Consider the following 17,119-nt stretch of genomic DNA (forward strand, 5'->3'; position numbering starts at 1 on the left):
CTCTAGGACATACCAGTTCAAATGTTTGTCCTCCATTCCTTATCGGGAATTTAATAGCCAGTCTTCGAGACTGGCTTTTTTTTACTTCGTGTTTATGCGCTGCAGAGAGCGATAGCAGGAAGCAATCAGTCTTTATTTAAATGGAATTTATCGGAGGTGTTGAATGACCACTCATGGATTTGCTAAATGTACTTGCTGCGGAAAAAGACGCGATCGAAGTTACTTTCGATACATCTCATTCATCAGCAGTCGCCCAATCTGTTATGACTGTGCACATAAGTTGGTATCGATTGAACCCAACGTGGATGAAACAGAGAGTCGTGAGAACTTAGCCGTACAATAGTAAAGAGGTGGAGGAGGTGACCAGAAAAAGGTTGTCTCGTGCCACCACGAATTATTATCCCTAACTTTAGCGAAATGCGATTTGATTCCCTGTGCATAGGTAGCACTGATTCATTGTGATTAAACTCCACCAACTCAAATCATTGCGTTAATGCTCGTGCAGGACTGAGATAAGAGTAGGGAGGGGATATAGGGAGATTAAAATGACTTTGGTCTGTCTCGATTGCATTGGATGCAACTGGCAACTGGTATGGAGAGATAATGGTAGATGTCATTTCAGCGCAGAAACGCTTCCTGCAAAGAAAAACGCCCCACTTAACAGTGAGGCGTTTGAGACTTGTGTTGCTTACTTATTTAGCTGGCTGTTTGCGTTTGCTTGTTGCCAGATTTAGAAGCATTAACCAGTAGAATACCTACAGTCAGTACCATCGAACCACATAGTAGGAACAGTAGACGTCCTGTTGGTTCGTTTGGAATCAGTGCCATTGCTAGGATACCAAAACCAGCTGTACTGATTAGTTTACCAAGCATACCGCGCTGTTTCGTATCTAGGTTTTGCTGCTCTTCACTGTCTGCCACAAGAGGTGTGTTCCAGTTTGTGAATAGCTGCTCAACTTCTTTCTCACGCTCTGGTGATAGGCCACGGTAGAACTTCGTCGTTAGGATGAAGAAGCCACCAGTGAACACTACGTGTGCTGCTAGGCTCAAGCCAACTTTCAGGTCAGCCCACTCACGGCCAGTTAGTGCTTGTTCCATACCGAATAGGTTTTCGATGTCTTCAGCTTGTAGTGAGATACCGAAGATGTAAGAAACAAAACCACCAACGATAAGTGTTGCCCAACCTGCCCAGTCTGGAGTCTTGCGAATCCACATACCAAGTAGTACAGGGATCAGCATTGGGAAGCCGATTAGAGCACCAACGTTAAGTACGATGTCGAATAGACTTAGGTGACGTAGCGAGTTAATGAACAGACCGATACCGATGATGATGAAGCCCATCATGATAGTCGTCAGCTTACTTACTACAACCAGCTCTTTTTGTGATGCGTGTGGACGCACGATTGGGCTGTAGAAGTTCATCACGAAGATACCAGCGTTACGGTTTAGACCAGAGTCCATTGAAGACATAGTCGCTGCGAACATTGCTGACATTAGTAGACCCACCATACCTGCTGGCATTACGTTTTGTACGAATGCTAGGTAAGCTGCGTCACCACCTACTGAACCATACTGGTCAGCGAAGTCTGGCATAAATGCCGCTACGTACCATGGTGGTAGGAACCAGATTAGTGGGCCAACAACCATTAGGATACATGCAAGACCCGCTGCTTTACGCGCGTTTTCACTATCTTTTGCACATAGGTAACGGTAAGCGTTGATGCTGTTGTTCATAACACCGAACTGCTTAACGAAGATGAACACTACCCAAAGGATAAAGATGCTCACGTAGTTCAGGTTGTTACCCAACATGAAGTCGCCGTGGAAGTTGTCTACGATGTTTCCTAGACCACCGCCGTGGAAGTATGCTGCAACTGCACAAGTGATTGTTACAGCCATGATAACCAACATTTGCATGAAGTCAGACGCTACAACCGCCCATGAACCACCTGTTACTGCCATTAGCATCAGTACTAGACCAGTAACAACAATTGTTGCTTCCATTGGGATGTTGAATACAGCTGCCACGAAGATTGCTAGACCGTTCAGCCAAATACCTGCTGAGATCAAGCTGTCTGGCATACCAGCCCAAGTGAAGAACTGCTCTGAAGTCTTACCGAAGCGTTGACGAATCGCTTCAATTGCCGTCACTACACGTAGTTGACGGAACTTCGGTGCGAAGTAGAGGTAGTTCATGAAATAACCAAACGCGTTGGCTAAGAATAGGATTACAACAACGAAACCGTCGTTGAACGCGCGTCCTGCGGCACCTGTAAACGTCCATGCTGAAAACTGTGTCATGAAGGCGGTAGCACCCACCATCCACCACAACATTTTACCGCCCCCTCGGAAGTAATCACTTGTCGATGTCGTGAACTTACGGAACATCCAACCGATAGCGATTAGGAAAAAGAAGTAGGCGAGTACTACAAGAGTATCAATAGTCATGTTTCAGCCTTATATCATTCATACTGTCGATTATAGTAAAGAATTTCCTTGTACTTTTGTAATACAATACGCCTAAAGTGTGATGGGGCACGCATCTTTGTTTGGGGTTATTTGTAGAACATATTTTGTCACAAATTAAATTCTCTAATAAACAGTTAGTTAAGTGTAATTCAAGCTGTGACAAGGATTGGAGGTTGATAGGCGTGGTCGATTGCGAATGTAATGGTTTGCATCGCATGTGAGCAGATTACTACCCTATTTGTGGGACAAAAAAAGCGAGCCCGGAGGCTCGCTTTGTTCCCGATAAATGAGAGGATAGCTCGATTAGTTAACGTGCGCTACTGCATCTTTAACTAGCTGGCCTAGCTCTTCCCAACGACCTTCGTCGATTAGGTTAGTTGGTACCATCCAAGTACCACCACACGCTAGAACAGATTTGATTGATAGGTAATCATCAACGTTCTTAAGGCTTACACCGCCAGTAGGCATGAATTTAACAGGGTATACCGCTGTTAGTGCTTTTAGCATGTTAACGCCGCCTGAAGGCTCAGCTGGGAAGAACTTAAGTGTACGTAGACCCATTTCCATTGCTTGTTCAACAAGGCTTGGGTTGTTAACGCCAGGTACGATAGCAACACCTTTGTCTAGGCAGTATTGTACTGTACGTGGGTTGAAACCTGGGCTTACGATGAAGTCAACACCCGCGTCGATCGCTTGGTCTACTTGCTCGTTAGTTAGTACGGTACCAGCACCGATTAGCATTTCTGGAAATTCTTTACGCATTACAGCGATAGCTTCTGCTGCACACTCTGTACGGAAAGTGATTTCAGCACAAGGCATGCCGTTGTCTACCAACGCTTTACCTAGTGGAATTGCGTCTTCAACTTTGTTGATCGCAATTACTGGGATTACTTTTAAGCTTGCTAGCTGTTCGTTCAATGTCGTCATGTTATTTGTCCTACTAATCAAGAGTTGGAGTTGCGTTTTTAGGAATAATAGCACCGCGGTGTTGAATAACTGTACCCGCGACTTTGTGTCCCATTGCTGCAGATGCAAGCGCATCACCGCCAGTTAGGCGTTTAGCAAGGTAACCTGCGCTGAATGAATCACCAGCAGCCGTTGTATCAATAACGTTGTCTACTGGCTTCGGCGCAACATAATTTGCACTGTCGTTTGCAATCACTAGGCACTCTTTTGCACCACGCTTGATTGCAATTTCAGCTACGCCAGCTTGGCTTGTACGCTCGATACACTGTTCAACGTACATATCACCGAATAGCTCTTGCTCGTCTTCAAATGTTAGAAGAGCAGTGTCGGTGAAGCCTAGCATAGCTTTGTAAGTTTTTACTGCTGTTAGACGGTCAGACCACAGTTTTGGACGATAGTTGTTGTCGAAGAAAACTTTACCGCCTTTCGCCTTGAATTGTTCAAGGAAGCTAAATAGCTTTTCGCGACCGTTTTCAGTCAAGATAGCTAAGGTGATACCGCTTAGGTAAACCGCATCGTACTCTAGCAGTGATTCAATAAGCGTCGCGCTATCTTGCTGATCAAAAACAAACTTTGCAGCAGCATCACTACGCCAGTAGAAGAAAGTACGCTCACCAGTTTCGTCAGTTTCGATGTGGTATAAGCCTGGCATCTTGTCATTCAGACGTGGAATAAGAGAGGTATCGATGCCTTCTTCTGACCATGCGTTGATCATTTCAGCAGAGAATGGGTCGTTGCCCAGAGCAGTAACATAGCTCACCTGAATGTCACGACCTTGAGTCAGACGAGACAGGTATAGAGCTGTGTTTAATGTGTCACCACCAAAGCTTTGCTTTAGTAGTTCATCTTTGCGCTGCAGCTCTACCATGCATTCGCCGATGATTGCGATTTTGAATTGGTTCATAGATTGCTATCCAACTTTGGTGTGATTAACTGAGTAAGTCTTCACGTGAAGGAGAAAATATATCGAGTAGAACGCTGTCTTGTTCTAGTGCCTTGGTGCCATGGTCGAGTAGTTTCTTAACCATAAAAGCATCACCTGCTTTGAGCTCACGTCGTTCACCATCCACAATGGCTTCAAAACGACCACTGACAACATAGACAATCTGATCGTGGATCTCATGTCTGTGAATCACGCCGCTTGCACCTTTGTCATAACAAAGATGTGCGGCCATTAGGTCGTCTGTAAAACCCACTACCTTGCGTTTGATGCCTTGACTTACCTGTTCCCACGGGTGTTCATCAGCAGAGAAAAACTTGTGCACTAACTGACTCCTAGACGATGTGACTGTCTACTTCTACATACTTTGATGACGACATCATAACCAAATCAAGAGATTTGTAATACAATAAGCTTAAGCTATTGTGATCTTGATCGAGTTTGTTTTTTTGAAACATCGTTTTAATTGGTGCTAATTTAGCAGTAAACGGGCTTGATTAGTAGCTTTTCTACAAAGACATAACGATTAAATGTGACTAAAGTCCGTTTTCTTTCACTTTTCAATGTAATCAAAAGGCATATTGTATTACTTTATAGCGCAGATGATATGGAATTTTTAGATTGAGGGTGAAAATGTCTACGTTAGTGCAACCCATTTTGCTAAGTGATAGCGAAATTGAACAACTGAAGAAAGAAGTTGGCCGCGATACTCTAATGGGTAAAGCGATTGCAAAAAGCATCAAAGATGTTGAAGCATTCATGAAGCTTCCTCTTGAAGTGCCAGGTCATGGTGAAGCGGGTGGCTACGAGCACAACCGCCACAAGCAAAACTATACCTACATGAACCTAGCGGGTCGTATGTTCCTTATCACGGGTGATGATCGCTACGCTAAGTTTGTGCGTGATTTACTGGCAATGTACGCAGACCTATATCTCACCTTCGATTTTCATGTTCAAAAGAACACGAACCCAACAGGGCGTCTGTTCCACCAAATTCTGAACGAACACGTATGGCTAATGTTTACTAGCCTTGCATACTCATGTGTTGCTGCAACCATGAGTGAAGAAGAACGCCAAAACGTGGTTGACCGTCTGTTTAACCCAATGCTGGACATGTTCACGGTGAAATACGGCCATGATTTCGATCGTATTCATAACCACGGTGTTTGGGCAGTAGCGGCCGTTGGTATTTGTGGCCTAGCGGTTAACCGTCGTGAGTTCCTAGAGAAATCCGTATTTGGTCTTGAGAACAACGGCACGGGTGGTTTCCTAGCGCAGATCACTCAACTGTTTGCTCCGTCGGGTTACTACATTGAAGGTCCTTACTACCACCGCTATGCGATTCGTCCACTGTGTGTGTTTGCTGAGGTGCTTCATCGTCATATGCCAGAGCTCGACATCTTCAATTACAAAGATGGTGTGATTGGTAATACGGTTGAAGCCATGCTTGCAACGGCATACCCGAATGGTCAGTTCCCAGCACTTAACGATGCATCTCGTACGATGAGCATCAATGATGCAGGTGTACAGGTCGCAGTAAGTCAGTACGCGAAGCACTATGGTATCAACGATAACCTACTTGGTATGGCGAAGATCCAAGACTCTGTGTGGGTTCACGGCTGTGGTCTGGAGCTATCACAAGCGTTTGAAAAAGCGACGGATGTGGGTCTTCCATTCTGGCCAAGCGTTGAGCTCAACGAAGGACCAAATGGAGACCGCGGTGCGCAAGGTTTTATGCGCGTGCAGGACAAAAACAAAGACGTATTCCAGCTAGTGATGAACTATGGTCAGCACGGTATGGGACATGGCAACTTTGATACGCTGGGTATTTCTTACTTCAACCGAGGTAAAGAAGTGCTTCGTGAATACGGCTTTGGCCGTTGGGTTAACGTTGAACCTAAGTTTGGTGGACGCTACCTAGACGAGAACAAAACCTATGCTCGTCAGACGATTGCTCACAACGCAGTGACGGTTGACGAAACGTGCCAAAACTACTTTGACGTAGAGCGTGCTGACAGCGTACACGGTCTGCCACACTTCTTTGCTGCAGACAACGAGCAGATCGTTGGTATGAGTGCATTTGCTAATGAGCACTATGATGGTGTGCAGCAGCAGCGCAGCGTGTTCATGTTCAAACATGACGATCTTGAAGCGCCATTACTCATCGATCTATTCCGCCTAACAGGCGAGGGCGAGCACCAGTACGATTATTCGCATCAGTTTGATGGTCAGGTGATCCGCACAAACTTTGAATACCAGGCACATAAAGAGCTTAATGTATTGAGCGAAGAGCTTGGCTATCGTCATCTTTGGAATGTGGCACAAGGCGAAGCAAACGAGACGGCGCTAGTCAGCTGGCTACAAGAAGACAGCTACTATACTTGGCTAGGCACCAGCTCGAATAACAATGGCGAGGTTATTTTCACTCGCACGGGCGCTAATGATCCAAGCTTTAACCTACGTAGTGAGCAAAGCTTTATCCTTCGCACTAAGGGTGAAGACACGCTATTCGCATCGGTACTCGAGACACACGGTTACTTCAACGAAGAGTTTGAACAATCTGTCAGTGCCCGTGGCAGCGTTAAAAATATTCAAGTTGTTGGTCACAACGCACAGGCGTCAGTGGTAGAGATTGAGACGGAAACCTCTCGCTTTACGCTAATGGTGAGCAACGACCCACAAGTTACTAAAGATACAACCAACAATGCTGAGATCGCAGGCAAAACCTACTCTTGGGTTGGCTGTTTCGCGATTGAGCAGGAGACACTATAAATGAGCTATCAACCACTACTATTGAACTTTGAGGAAGCAGCGGAGCTGCGCAAAGATCTAGGTAAGGAAACCTTGCTAGGTAAGAAACTAGCGCGTGATATTGCTCAAGTGAATGACTACATGGCTGAAGTGGGCATTGAAGTCCCTGGCCACGGTGAAGGCGGCGGTTACGAGCATAACCGTCATAAGCAAAACTACATCCACATCGATTTAGCAGGCCGTTTGTTCCTTATCACTGAGGAAACTAAATACCGTGACTACATCGTTGAGATGCTAACAGCGTACGCGAACGTTTATCCAACACTGGAAAGCAACGTTAGCCGTGATACTAACCCTCCGGGTAAGATCTTCCACCAAACGCTGAACGAAAACATGTGGATGCTTTACGCATCTTGCGCATACAGCTGTGTGTTCCACACGCTTTCGGATGAGCAAAAGCAACACATCGAAACAGACCTATTCAAACAGATGATCGACCTATTCGTTGTGACTTACGGTCACGACTTCGACATCGTACACAACCACGGTCTGTGGGCAGTAGCTGCTGTGGGTATTTGTGGCTACGCGATCAACGATCAAGAATCTGTTGACAAGGCGCTTTACGGTCTGAAGCTAGACAAAGTAAGCGGCGGTTTCCTAGCGCAGCTAGACCAACTGTTCTCGCCTGATGGCTACTACATGGAAGGTCCTTACTACCACCGCTTCTCATTGCGTCCAATTTACCTGTTCGCAGAAGCGATTGAGCGTCGTCAGCCAGAGATCGGTATCTATGAGTTCAACGACTCAGTGATCAAGACAACGTCTTACGCGGTATTTTCTACAGCATTCCCAGACGGTACGCTACCAGCACTCAACGATTCGTCGAAAACCATCAGCATTAATGATGAAGGCGTTATCATGGCGACAAGCGTGTGCTACCACCGCTATGAGCAAAGCGAAACGCTACTTAGCATGGCGAACCACCAACAAGATGTTTGGGTTCAATCAGCAGGTAAAACTCTGTCTGATGCAGTGGATGCTGCGGATGAAATCAAACCGTTTAACTGGGGTAGCTTATACGTAACTGACGGTCCTAAAGGTGAGAAAGGTGGACTTACTATTCTCCGCCATCGTGATGCTCAAGACGATGATACGATGGCTCTTCTATGGTTTGGTCAACACGGCTCTGATCACCAGTATCACTCTGCTCTTGACCACGGTCATTATGATGGCCTTCACCTCAGCGTCTTTAACCGCGGCCAAGAAGTCTTGCACGACTATGGTTTCGGTCGTTGGGTAAACGTAGAGCCGAAATTTGGTGGTCGCTACATTCCTGAGAACAAGTCTTACTGTAAGCAGACGGTTGCTCATAACACAGTTACGGTTGATCAAAGAACGCAAAACAACTTTGACACGGCAACGGCTGAGTCTCGCTTTGGCTCGAAGCAGTTCTTTAAAGCGGATGACGCAAAACTGCAAGGTATGAGTGGTAAAATCAGTGAGTACTTCGACGGCGTTGACATGCAGCGTTCCGTACTACTGGCTGACATTGAAGAGTTCGAAAAACCATTGGTTATCGACGTTTACCGTATCAAGGCAGACAAAGAGCACTCTTATGACCTACCAGTTCACTTCTCTGGTCAGATCATTCGCACCGACTTTGAATACAACGCAGAGTCTACGCTACGTCCGATGGGTGAAAACTTCGGTTATCAGCACCTTTGGAACCTAGGTAGCGGCGATGTTGAAGGTAGCTCACTTGTGTCTTGGCTACATGGCAACAGCTACTACAGCTTAGTGACAAGTGCAGTTGAAGGTTCAAAAGTGTTCTTCGCACGCCTTGGCGCTAACGATCCAGATTTCAACCTTCGTAGCGAGCCGGCTCTGATCTTGCGTCAGTCTGGTCAAAACCACGTATTCGCATCTGTGCTAGAAACTCACGGTTACTTCAACGAAGAGTTCGAAGCATCCGTAGGTGCACGCGGTTTGGTTGAGTCGGTAGCAACGCTTGCTGACAATGACGATGCCACCATTATCGAAGTGAAGACGACTTCCGGCAATGCGTATCGCTTCGCTATTAGCAACCGAGTAGAAGCAGAGCAAGACTCTCTTCACGAGGTTAGCCTAGGAGAAGAGACAGTCAGCTTTACTGGCTCATTCGCTAAGCTATAAAACAGTTTTTAATTCAAGCCGGGCATTGCCCGGCTTTTTGCGTTTGTAAGTAAGGAGAATCATGGAGACACTTGACGGTGTAATTATTGTTGGCTACTTCGCGTTTGTGCTCTTTGCCGCACTGGCGTTCAAACGGTTTACTACTGACTCATCAGGCTTTATTCGAGGCGGCGGTGCCATGATGTGGTGGATGGCGGGTGCAACGGCTTTTATGACTCAATTTTCTGCCTGGACATTCACAGGGGCAGCCGCCAAAGCCTACGAAGATGGTCTTACTGTACTGTTTATTTTCTGGGGCAACGCACTCGGGTTCTTTGTCGCCGCTTGGTACTTTGCTGAGCGATACCGAAAACTGCGCGTTGAAACAGCGATGGAGGTGATTAAGATTCGCTTCGGTCGAAGTTCAGAACAAGTATATACCTGGATTTCATTCCCTTTGACCATATTGTCTGGAGCGATTTGGCTCAATGGATTGGGGATCTTCGCGTCAGCCGTGTTCAATATCGATTTGATGGTCACCATCATAGGTGTTGGCGTACTTGTGACCTTTATTGCTGTTAGCGGCGGCTCTTGGACGGTGTCGGCAACGAATGTTATTCAGCTTATCTTGCTAGTGGCGATTACCATGACTGTTGGTGCGTTTGCACTGATTGAAATAGGCGGTCCTATCGAACTTGCTAACGCCTATCCGACAGATAGTTTTATGGGTCATGACATCAGCTACTGGCAGATTTTCTGGTTGTGGTGCGTGATCATGATGATGAAGCAGACGATGAACACCAACAACGCGCTGTCATGTTATCGCTTCCTGGTGACGACTAACGAGCGAGAAGCTAAGAAAGCAGCGTTTGTTACGGGTGTGCTGTTTATCATTGGACCTGTGATGTGGTTCATTCCGCCTTGGGTTACTGCGGCGATGAACGTGGATTTGATGGCCTATTATCCCAAACTCGCGGAAAGTGCTAATAACGCGGCATACGTTTATTACATCGACCACTATCTCCCGACGGGGATGCTGGGTCTAGTACTTGCGGCAATGATTGCAGCGACAATAGCGCCGATGACGACGGCACTTAACCGTAACGCGGGTATTTTTGTGCGTAATGTTTATCAGTCGGTCATTAACCCTCAAGCATCCGAGAGCCAGCAACTGACAGTTGGCAAAGTCGCGACGTTAGTAAACGGTGTGCTGTGTGTGTTTGCTGCTTTGCTATTTGCATCGGTTAAAGAGTACAGCTTCTTCGACATCATGATGTTGTTTGGCGCATTGCTACAAACGCCAATCTCAATTCCGTCGTTACTCGCATTTGTCACTTTAAAGACGCCAGATTGGTCTGGATGGGCGACAATTGTGGTTGGCTTATGTGTCTCGGCATTCATGCAGTTCGTGTTTCAAGTGGGTTGGTTGCTGCCGTTGTTTGACGCGGCAAGCTTTACCCACCGTGAAACGGTAGACCTGCAGGTGGCCTCGACCATGTTAGCGCATATCTTTATTACCGGTGGATTCTTTATGTTCACTACTCTGTTTTATCGCGACCCAGTTGGATCGAGAAAGAGTGAGTTGAATCAACTCAAAACCAATCTAGCAACACCAATAAGCAAAGAGGAAGAGGCGCCGGTGGATTATAGGCAAGGTGCGTATCTTGGCCGTATGTGTCAGGTGCTTGGTTTCTTGGTGATGTTAGTCAGTATTACTGCGGACTCTTTGCATGGGGCCAGTATCTTCGTTGTGATTGGTGCGCTAATACTGCTCGCTGGTACACACCTATACCGTACCCGAAAAGGAGGCGATGAGCCTTGTGAGCTATCCGCCAATTAAACCCCGACTCAAATAACGTAATAAAAGCCAGCACCGTTGCTGGCTTTTATTTTGTCTATCTTCTTGCTAGCCCACTTTGGTGAACTATAGTTGAAGTTAGCTAAACTTTCATAATATAGCCTAATGGGATCAATACGTTAGCCAAGATTTTGGGTCGGAAAAGTAAAGTGTTGAAGAGAACTTGGCTTACCATTAATGCTTTCACTAGAAATGGAGTCTCCAGTGAGTAACGAAAAGGACAACCTCAAAAAAGCCCTATCAGAAGCGTTTACCGCGTCTTTGATTCGGTTTTCAACCATAGTGTTTATTGTGATTATGTGTTGGTGGGCATTTGCCCCATTCCTACCGATTCTTTTGTGGGCGTTGGTATTAGCCATTGCTCTGTTCCCAGTAAGAAAATTCTTTGAAAGGAAGTTCAACTGGACATCGAAACGCAGTTCAACAGCGATAGCCTTGGTTGGTGTACTGGTGCTTGGTACACCGGTAGCACTGGTGGGTAACTCGCTAGCAGTCAAAACTTTGCAGACCTACCAGCATTATCAAGATGGTGAGCTACATGTTCCGCCTCCGCCTCAAAAGGTTAAAGAGTGGCCTTTGATTGGTGAGGATACTTACCTAGCTTGGGGCGAAGCCGCGCGAGATCTCCCGACCTTTGTTGATAAGCGCCAACCTCAGCTTAAGAACGCCTCGGCGTGGTTTGTTGATAAAGCGAGTGGTGCCGCCAGCAGTGTCTTCTTACTGATTGGCGCGGTCATAATCGCAGGCATTATGCTCGCTTGGGCCGAAGACGGGACCAAGGCAATGCGCCGCATCTTCACTAGCTTTGCAGACGACGAGAAAGGCCCAGAGTTACACAACTTAACAACAGCAACCATCAGGCAGGTGGCCGTTGGTGTTATTGGGATTGCTTTTCTCACCGCAACCATATTTGGCGCCGTCATTGCGTTAGCGGGTGTACCAGCAGCTGCCTTGCTTACGGTCGTCGCTTTAGTGTTTGCCATTACCCAGCTTCCCGTCACTATCATCGCGATTGTCGCCGTTACAATGCTTTGGTCGAACACCGATGGCTCGACGGTTCACAATGCGATTTTTTCAGTATTGATTATTGCTGCGAGTTTGGTCGATAACATCCTTAAGCCTATGGTGCTGGGTAGGGGATTAAGTGTCCCAATGCCAGTGGTGCTTATCGGCGCGATAGGGGGCATGATGTCGGGTGGTATCTTAGGCATGTTTATTGGCGCCGCTTTCCTCACTGCCGGTTATCAAGTGTTTATGAAGTGGGTAGAAGCGGAGAACGATAAGGGTAAACCTAAAGAAAAGGTTAAACTCGAAGAGAAAGAGACTTCTGCGCCTAGCTGATAATCTCTGGGATGTATTTGCCCGTCTTTAGGTCACTAAAGGCGGGTTTTCTATTTTTAGCGTCTCAAGAATAAGCCACAAGCCCATGTAGCGGGACTTACATTGACAACGGAACGCTCTTCGGCAATACCTAAGTAGTTCGCTCAACTATTTTGAGTTTTGGTATAAAGGATGTCTTATGAAAGAGATAACAATGCTTGGACTACTCACCGCGTCGTTATTTTCAGTCTCCGCTAATGCGGAAGTGATTGAAATTGCGACATTTAAACTCAACGAAGGTGTCTCAGTAGAAGAGTTTGCCCCACTCGACAAAGCGGTGGAAATGGAGCACGTCTCGCAGCAACCTGGTTTCATTTCACGTGAAGCGGCACATGGTGAAAATGGTGAGTGGCTGGTGGTCGTTCATTGGGAAACCATTGAAGATGCTGACGCCTCGATGAACAGTTTCATGACAGCGGAAGCGGCGAAAGAGTTTATGTCTCACCTTGACGCCAATACGATGAGCATGAAGCGTTACACCAAGTGATCTAGAGGCTCTCTCTGTCGCAACAGGGAGAGCCATTTCTTATCCTGCCTAAAATCTAACCGCCATCACAAAAGACCACAATTATCCGACGATTCTCTCATTTGAGGTTTTTTCTGTTTATTTTGTAATACAAGATTATGAGATTATAAATGTGTCAAAAGGTAAGCCTGTGTAAGCAAGAGCTTAGGTAGTACATCTTGCTTTATGGGTGGTTGAACAACTCATAAGTGATGGAACCATGAAGAAAAACTATCTCAAATCCCTACTAGCTTCATCTATCGTGCTTGCAATGACCGGGAGTGCATTCGCAGCGAATTCAACGACAATCAATACACCCGCCCCTGTTTCAGTGGTGGCATCAAGCCATGACGGAAATGCTCCGGAAATGGTGCTTGATGGAAACACGAAAACACGTTGGTCCGCCAATGGTGTCGGTGAGTCGATGACATTCGACTATGGTCAGAGTTTGGCATTTGATGCGGTGAAACTGTCCTTCCACAAAGGCGATAAACGCACGACCAAGTTTGATATCGAAACCAGCCTAGATGGGTCAACTTGGACCAAGGCCGTGACGGATGGCGAAAGCACAGGTAAATCGCTCAACCTAGAGCGCTTTGATTTTCCAGAAACGACGGCAAGATATATTCGCTATGTCGGCAAAGGTAACAGTAGTAGTGCTTGGAACAGTGTGACTGAGTTTGTCGGTGTGAACTGTAAAACGGACTTTTGTTCAGACCAAGAGCTGCCAAGAGCCGATATTCTAAAACCTGTGCTTATTGAGGCGACTAGCCACGATGGTAATGGCCCTGAGCGCATGTTTGATAATGATTTGAAGACCCGTTGGTCCGCTAATGGTGCCGGTGAAAATGTCACCTATGATTACGGCAGCGTTAATACGTTTGATGCGGTTCGTCTGGCTTTCCATAAAGGTAATGCTCGCTCAACGCTGTTTGATATTGAAGTGAGTGTTGATGGCAAGACGTGGACCAAAGCCTTGGAAGGAGGCGCAAGCTCTGGTGCGGTCAACGGTTATGAGCGTTTTTCTTTCGATCCGGTAGAAGCGCGTTATGTTCGATACGTGGGTAAAGGCAATTCAAAGAGTAGCTGGAACAGTGTGACTGAGTTTGCCGCGTTGAATTGTGCCATTAACTCCTGTCCTACCAATCACATCATCACCGAAGAGGTGATTGCAGCAGAAAAAGCCGCAGAAGCAAAGAAAAAAGCGACAGCGAAAGTGGATGATAAGCGAAAAGATCTTCGCAAGGGTAACTTTGGTGCCGTTGTCGCGTTGCCGTGTGCAACAAGCTGTAAGTGGGATGTACCGTTACAACAACCTGTGTTGCCAGACACGCCAAAAGCGGGCAATAAGCCTGGTGAGAACTTTGACCTAACATCTTGGTATATATCTATGCCGTTTGACCATGATAAAAACGGCAAACCAGATAATGTTTATGAGTGGGATCTTGCTAACGGTTACGAGCACCCAGAACTGTTTTACACGGCCGATGATGGTGGCCTTGTATTCAAGACCTACATTAAAGGTGCCCGTACATCGAAGAACACTAAGTTCGCTCGTACAGAGATGCGCGAGATGCTACGTCAAGGTGATAAGAGTGTTGATACCAAAGGTGTGAATAAGAACAACTGGGTATTTAGCTCGGCACCGATCGAGGACCAAAAAGTCGCAGGCGGCGTTGATGGTGTTCTTGAAGCGACACTGAAGATAGACCACACCACGACAACCGGAGAACTCAACGAAGTGGGTCGCTTTATTATTGGCCAGATCCACGACAAGGATGATGAGCCTATTCGTCTTTACTACCGTAAGCTTCCAAACCAAGAAAAAGGTACGGTCTACTTCGCTCATGAAAATACCATTAAAGGCACTGACAAGTACTACAATCTTGTCGGCGATATGACAGGTGTACCAAAAGACGGTGACGGTATCGCTCTTGGTGAAGTGTTCAGCTACCGAATTGCGGTTGTCGGCAACGAAATGACGGTCACGCTGATGCGAGAAGGCAAACCAGACGTGGTTCAGGTGGTTGACATGAGCGAGAGTGGCTACGACGTTGGCGGTAAATACATGTACTTCAAAGCAGGTGTTTACAACCAAAATATCACGGGTGACCCGGATGATTATGTTCAAGCGACCTTTTATCAGTTGAAGAAGTCACATAATAAGTTTGCTGCGAACTAGGTATTATCTTTAAATAGAAAATCGTCAAGCCAGTGGAATACCTCCACTGGCTTTTTTATCAACAGTAAGTTGTCGCCTAACTAACAACAGTTGAAGAGTTGTTGCGTGATGCAGTAATTACGAAACCGTCATAGTCTCTCAACACATACAAAATGTAACAGGCTGCCAGCATAGGCCAAGCAGCAAAGAAAAGGAGATTGCTCATTGGTTCAAGATACTTAGGAAAAGAGATCAGCGTTGAGATGCCATGAAGAACTAGAACAGATAGGTAAGTGATATTTTTCTTATATCCGACGACGAACGCTAGCACAAAAACGATTTGCAAAGCACCGAGTAAGATAGAAATTCCACTAGAGATATTGAGCCCATAAAACCCAGCGAATACTTTTATGGCATGCTCCGGCACCAGTACCTTGTCTAATGCCCACATAAGAAAGACCAAGCCGATGCTCAGTCTTGTGAGCAACAGTCCAATAGCGAGTTGCGTGTTTAATTTTGGTTCAAATGTGGTTGTCATTACTTTTTCCTTTAGGGTTGTGTTACTTCCAACAACACGACCTTAGTAAAGGAAATTTGATTGCAGCAACGAGTGTAAAAATGTGTTTCGGTGAATACTTTGACGCGGTTACTTACGTCAGAAAGTTCTTAATAAATCTATGACGTCAGTGTGTGGGCTTTATTAACCTAGCTGGCTTCTAGAAATTTGTGGTTAACTTTTGTTCAAACGGATGTCTGCGCATTTGTAGCACGATGAATTCAGGGAATAGATATTAGTTTTGTGTTTTAACTTTAGTAAAAAATTAACTTCAAGTTACAGGCTGTGACTATGGTCAAAAAATCTGTTACGGTTGTATTTTTCAATTCACCGAATCGTTGACTGTAAAATACTAAGCGGTTACATTCCCGCCAAAATAACGACAAATTGCGTATTGTGGCGAAGACTGCAAATAGCGATTACACCTCCCCTTACAAACCTGAGTCTTTCAGGCATACCCCGTTGTACTGAGGCGTCGTTTGATGTCGCAGTGGTTATTAGTATCAGAATATTAGGTGCACCATGAAAAAGTTGCTTTTGGCTACTTTGTGTGGGGTGTTGTCTTTCTCATCTTTAGCTCAACCGCTCAAAGTGGCCGGTAAACCAGATGATGACAAACTCCATCTAACCTTGATTAAAGAGATCATTTCTCGCTCCGAGCAGTATTCTTCCATCGATTACATCTACGCAAAAACCGGCGAACCTGCTGGTACACGTCTGCTTGCCGATCTTGAAAATGGCGCGCTTGACGTCGTTTGGACTGCGACCAGTCAAGAGCTTGAGCAGCGCTTCGATGCCATTCCGTTTCCTATCTATCGTGGCATGTTGGGGATGCGTATTGGACTGGTAAGTAAAGAGCGAGCTAACCAGCTTGAGTCGGTAAAGTCTGTGGGACAATTGCAACGTCTATCAATTTGTTCAGGCAAAACCTGGCCGGATACTGCCATTATGGAAGCAAACGGTCTATCGATTGCTAAATCGCTCAAATACCCAAACATCTTTGACATGCTGGTGGCAGGTAACCGCTGTGATGCGTTTATGCGTGGTGTTATGGAGCCTTGGGCAGAGGTGAAATCTCATCCTCATCTGCCACTGAAGGTGGATAGTAACGTGATGCTTCGCTACAAGATGCCGTACTTCCTGTTTGTGCGTAAGGGTAATGATGCCCTCAAAGAGCATCTGTTTAATATCATGCTCGATATCCACAATGAGGGGCTTTACGAAACCATGTTCTTTGCGGATAACGAAATCAAAGCCGCATTGAAACAGGCAAATTTAGGTGAGCGTGTCATTCTCGATCTCGACAACCCAAATATCACCCGCGCGACCAAAGCGATCCCAGAGCACTTCTTTTTTGACCCGTTAGCAGAGTAATCACGGTA

General features: G+C 46.1%; 12 protein-coding genes. 7 read left to right on the forward strand and 5 right to left on the reverse strand.

Translation table 11 applies throughout. From position 1 onward, the window contains the following. Positions 1–696: 696 nt before the first annotated feature. The 4 genes from J4N45_RS19360 to J4N45_RS19375 form a co-directional block, all read right to left on the reverse strand. On the reverse strand, positions 697–2,448 hold the full coding sequence (locus tag J4N45_RS19360) for a sodium:solute symporter family protein (protein WP_252016160.1): 1,752 nt from the start codon (positions 2,446–2,448) through the stop codon (positions 697–699). A 324-nt stretch (positions 2,449–2,772) separates the two neighbouring features. Then, entirely contained in the window at positions 2,773–3,396 is a 624-nt protein-coding gene (locus tag J4N45_RS19365; protein ID WP_042474720.1) for a bifunctional 4-hydroxy-2-oxoglutarate aldolase/2-dehydro-3-deoxy-phosphogluconate aldolase, read from the reverse strand. Positions 3,397–3,409: 13 nt separating this feature from the next. After that, on the reverse strand, positions 3,410–4,339 hold the full coding sequence (kdgK, locus tag J4N45_RS19370; RefSeq protein ID WP_128648386.1) for a 2-dehydro-3-deoxygluconokinase: 930 nt from the start codon (positions 4,337–4,339) through the stop codon (positions 3,410–3,412). Between the two features lie 25 nt (positions 4,340–4,364). After that, positions 4,365–4,700, reverse strand: coding sequence for a cupin domain-containing protein (locus J4N45_RS19375; protein ID WP_042474713.1), 336 nt, complete (start codon positions 4,698–4,700; stop codon positions 4,365–4,367). A gap of 308 nt (positions 4,701–5,008) precedes the next feature. On the opposite strand from J4N45_RS19375, the gene J4N45_RS19380 reads away from it, so the two are divergent. The 6 genes from J4N45_RS19380 to J4N45_RS19405 all read left to right on the forward strand — a co-directional run bounded on the left by J4N45_RS19380 (position 5,009) and on the right by J4N45_RS19405 (position 15,202). Beyond that, positions 5,009–7,147: a heparinase II/III domain-containing protein gene (locus J4N45_RS19380; RefSeq protein ID WP_252016162.1), complete on the forward strand. Its 2,139-nt coding sequence runs from the start codon at positions 5,009–5,011 to the stop codon at positions 7,145–7,147. Further along, positions 7,148–9,298: a heparinase II/III domain-containing protein gene (locus tag J4N45_RS19385; protein ID WP_252016164.1), complete on the forward strand. Its 2,151-nt coding sequence runs from the start codon at positions 7,148–7,150 to the stop codon at positions 9,296–9,298. It abuts the gene before it with no gap. Between the two features lie 61 nt (positions 9,299–9,359). Then, complete coding sequence (locus J4N45_RS19390; RefSeq protein ID WP_252016166.1) at positions 9,360–11,117, forward strand: sodium:solute symporter family transporter; 1,758 nt, start codon at positions 9,360–9,362, stop codon at positions 11,115–11,117. 222 nt (positions 11,118–11,339) lie between these two features. Further along, positions 11,340–12,476, forward strand: coding sequence for an AI-2E family transporter (locus tag J4N45_RS19395; RefSeq protein ID WP_252016168.1), 1,137 nt, complete (start codon positions 11,340–11,342; stop codon positions 12,474–12,476). A gap of 178 nt (positions 12,477–12,654) precedes the next feature. Then, positions 12,655–13,002 (forward strand): antibiotic biosynthesis monooxygenase family protein, encoded by a 348-nt coding sequence (locus J4N45_RS19400; protein ID WP_252016170.1) that lies wholly within the window; start codon positions 12,655–12,657, stop codon positions 13,000–13,002. Between the two features lie 289 nt (positions 13,003–13,291). Beyond that, complete coding sequence (locus J4N45_RS19405; RefSeq protein WP_503058249.1) at positions 13,292–15,202, forward strand: polysaccharide lyase family 7 protein; 1,911 nt, start codon at positions 13,292–13,294, stop codon at positions 15,200–15,202. Between the two features lie 76 nt (positions 15,203–15,278). Here the strand turns inward: J4N45_RS19405 and J4N45_RS19410 are convergent, their stop codons facing one another. Beyond that, positions 15,279–15,719 (reverse strand): DoxX family protein, encoded by a 441-nt coding sequence (locus J4N45_RS19410; RefSeq protein WP_252016173.1) that lies wholly within the window; start codon positions 15,717–15,719, stop codon positions 15,279–15,281. Positions 15,720–16,259: 540 nt separating this feature from the next. Here J4N45_RS19410 and J4N45_RS19415 point away from each other — a divergent pair. Continuing rightward, complete coding sequence (locus tag J4N45_RS19415) at positions 16,260–17,111, forward strand: transporter substrate-binding domain-containing protein (RefSeq protein WP_252016175.1); 852 nt, start codon at positions 16,260–16,262, stop codon at positions 17,109–17,111. Positions 17,112–17,119 lie beyond the last annotated feature (8 nt).

Origin of the sequence: Vibrio sp. SCSIO 43140 (genome assembly GCF_023716585.1) — a bacterium.
Lineage (GTDB): Bacteria > Pseudomonadota > Gammaproteobacteria > Enterobacterales > Vibrionaceae > Vibrio > Vibrio maritimus_B.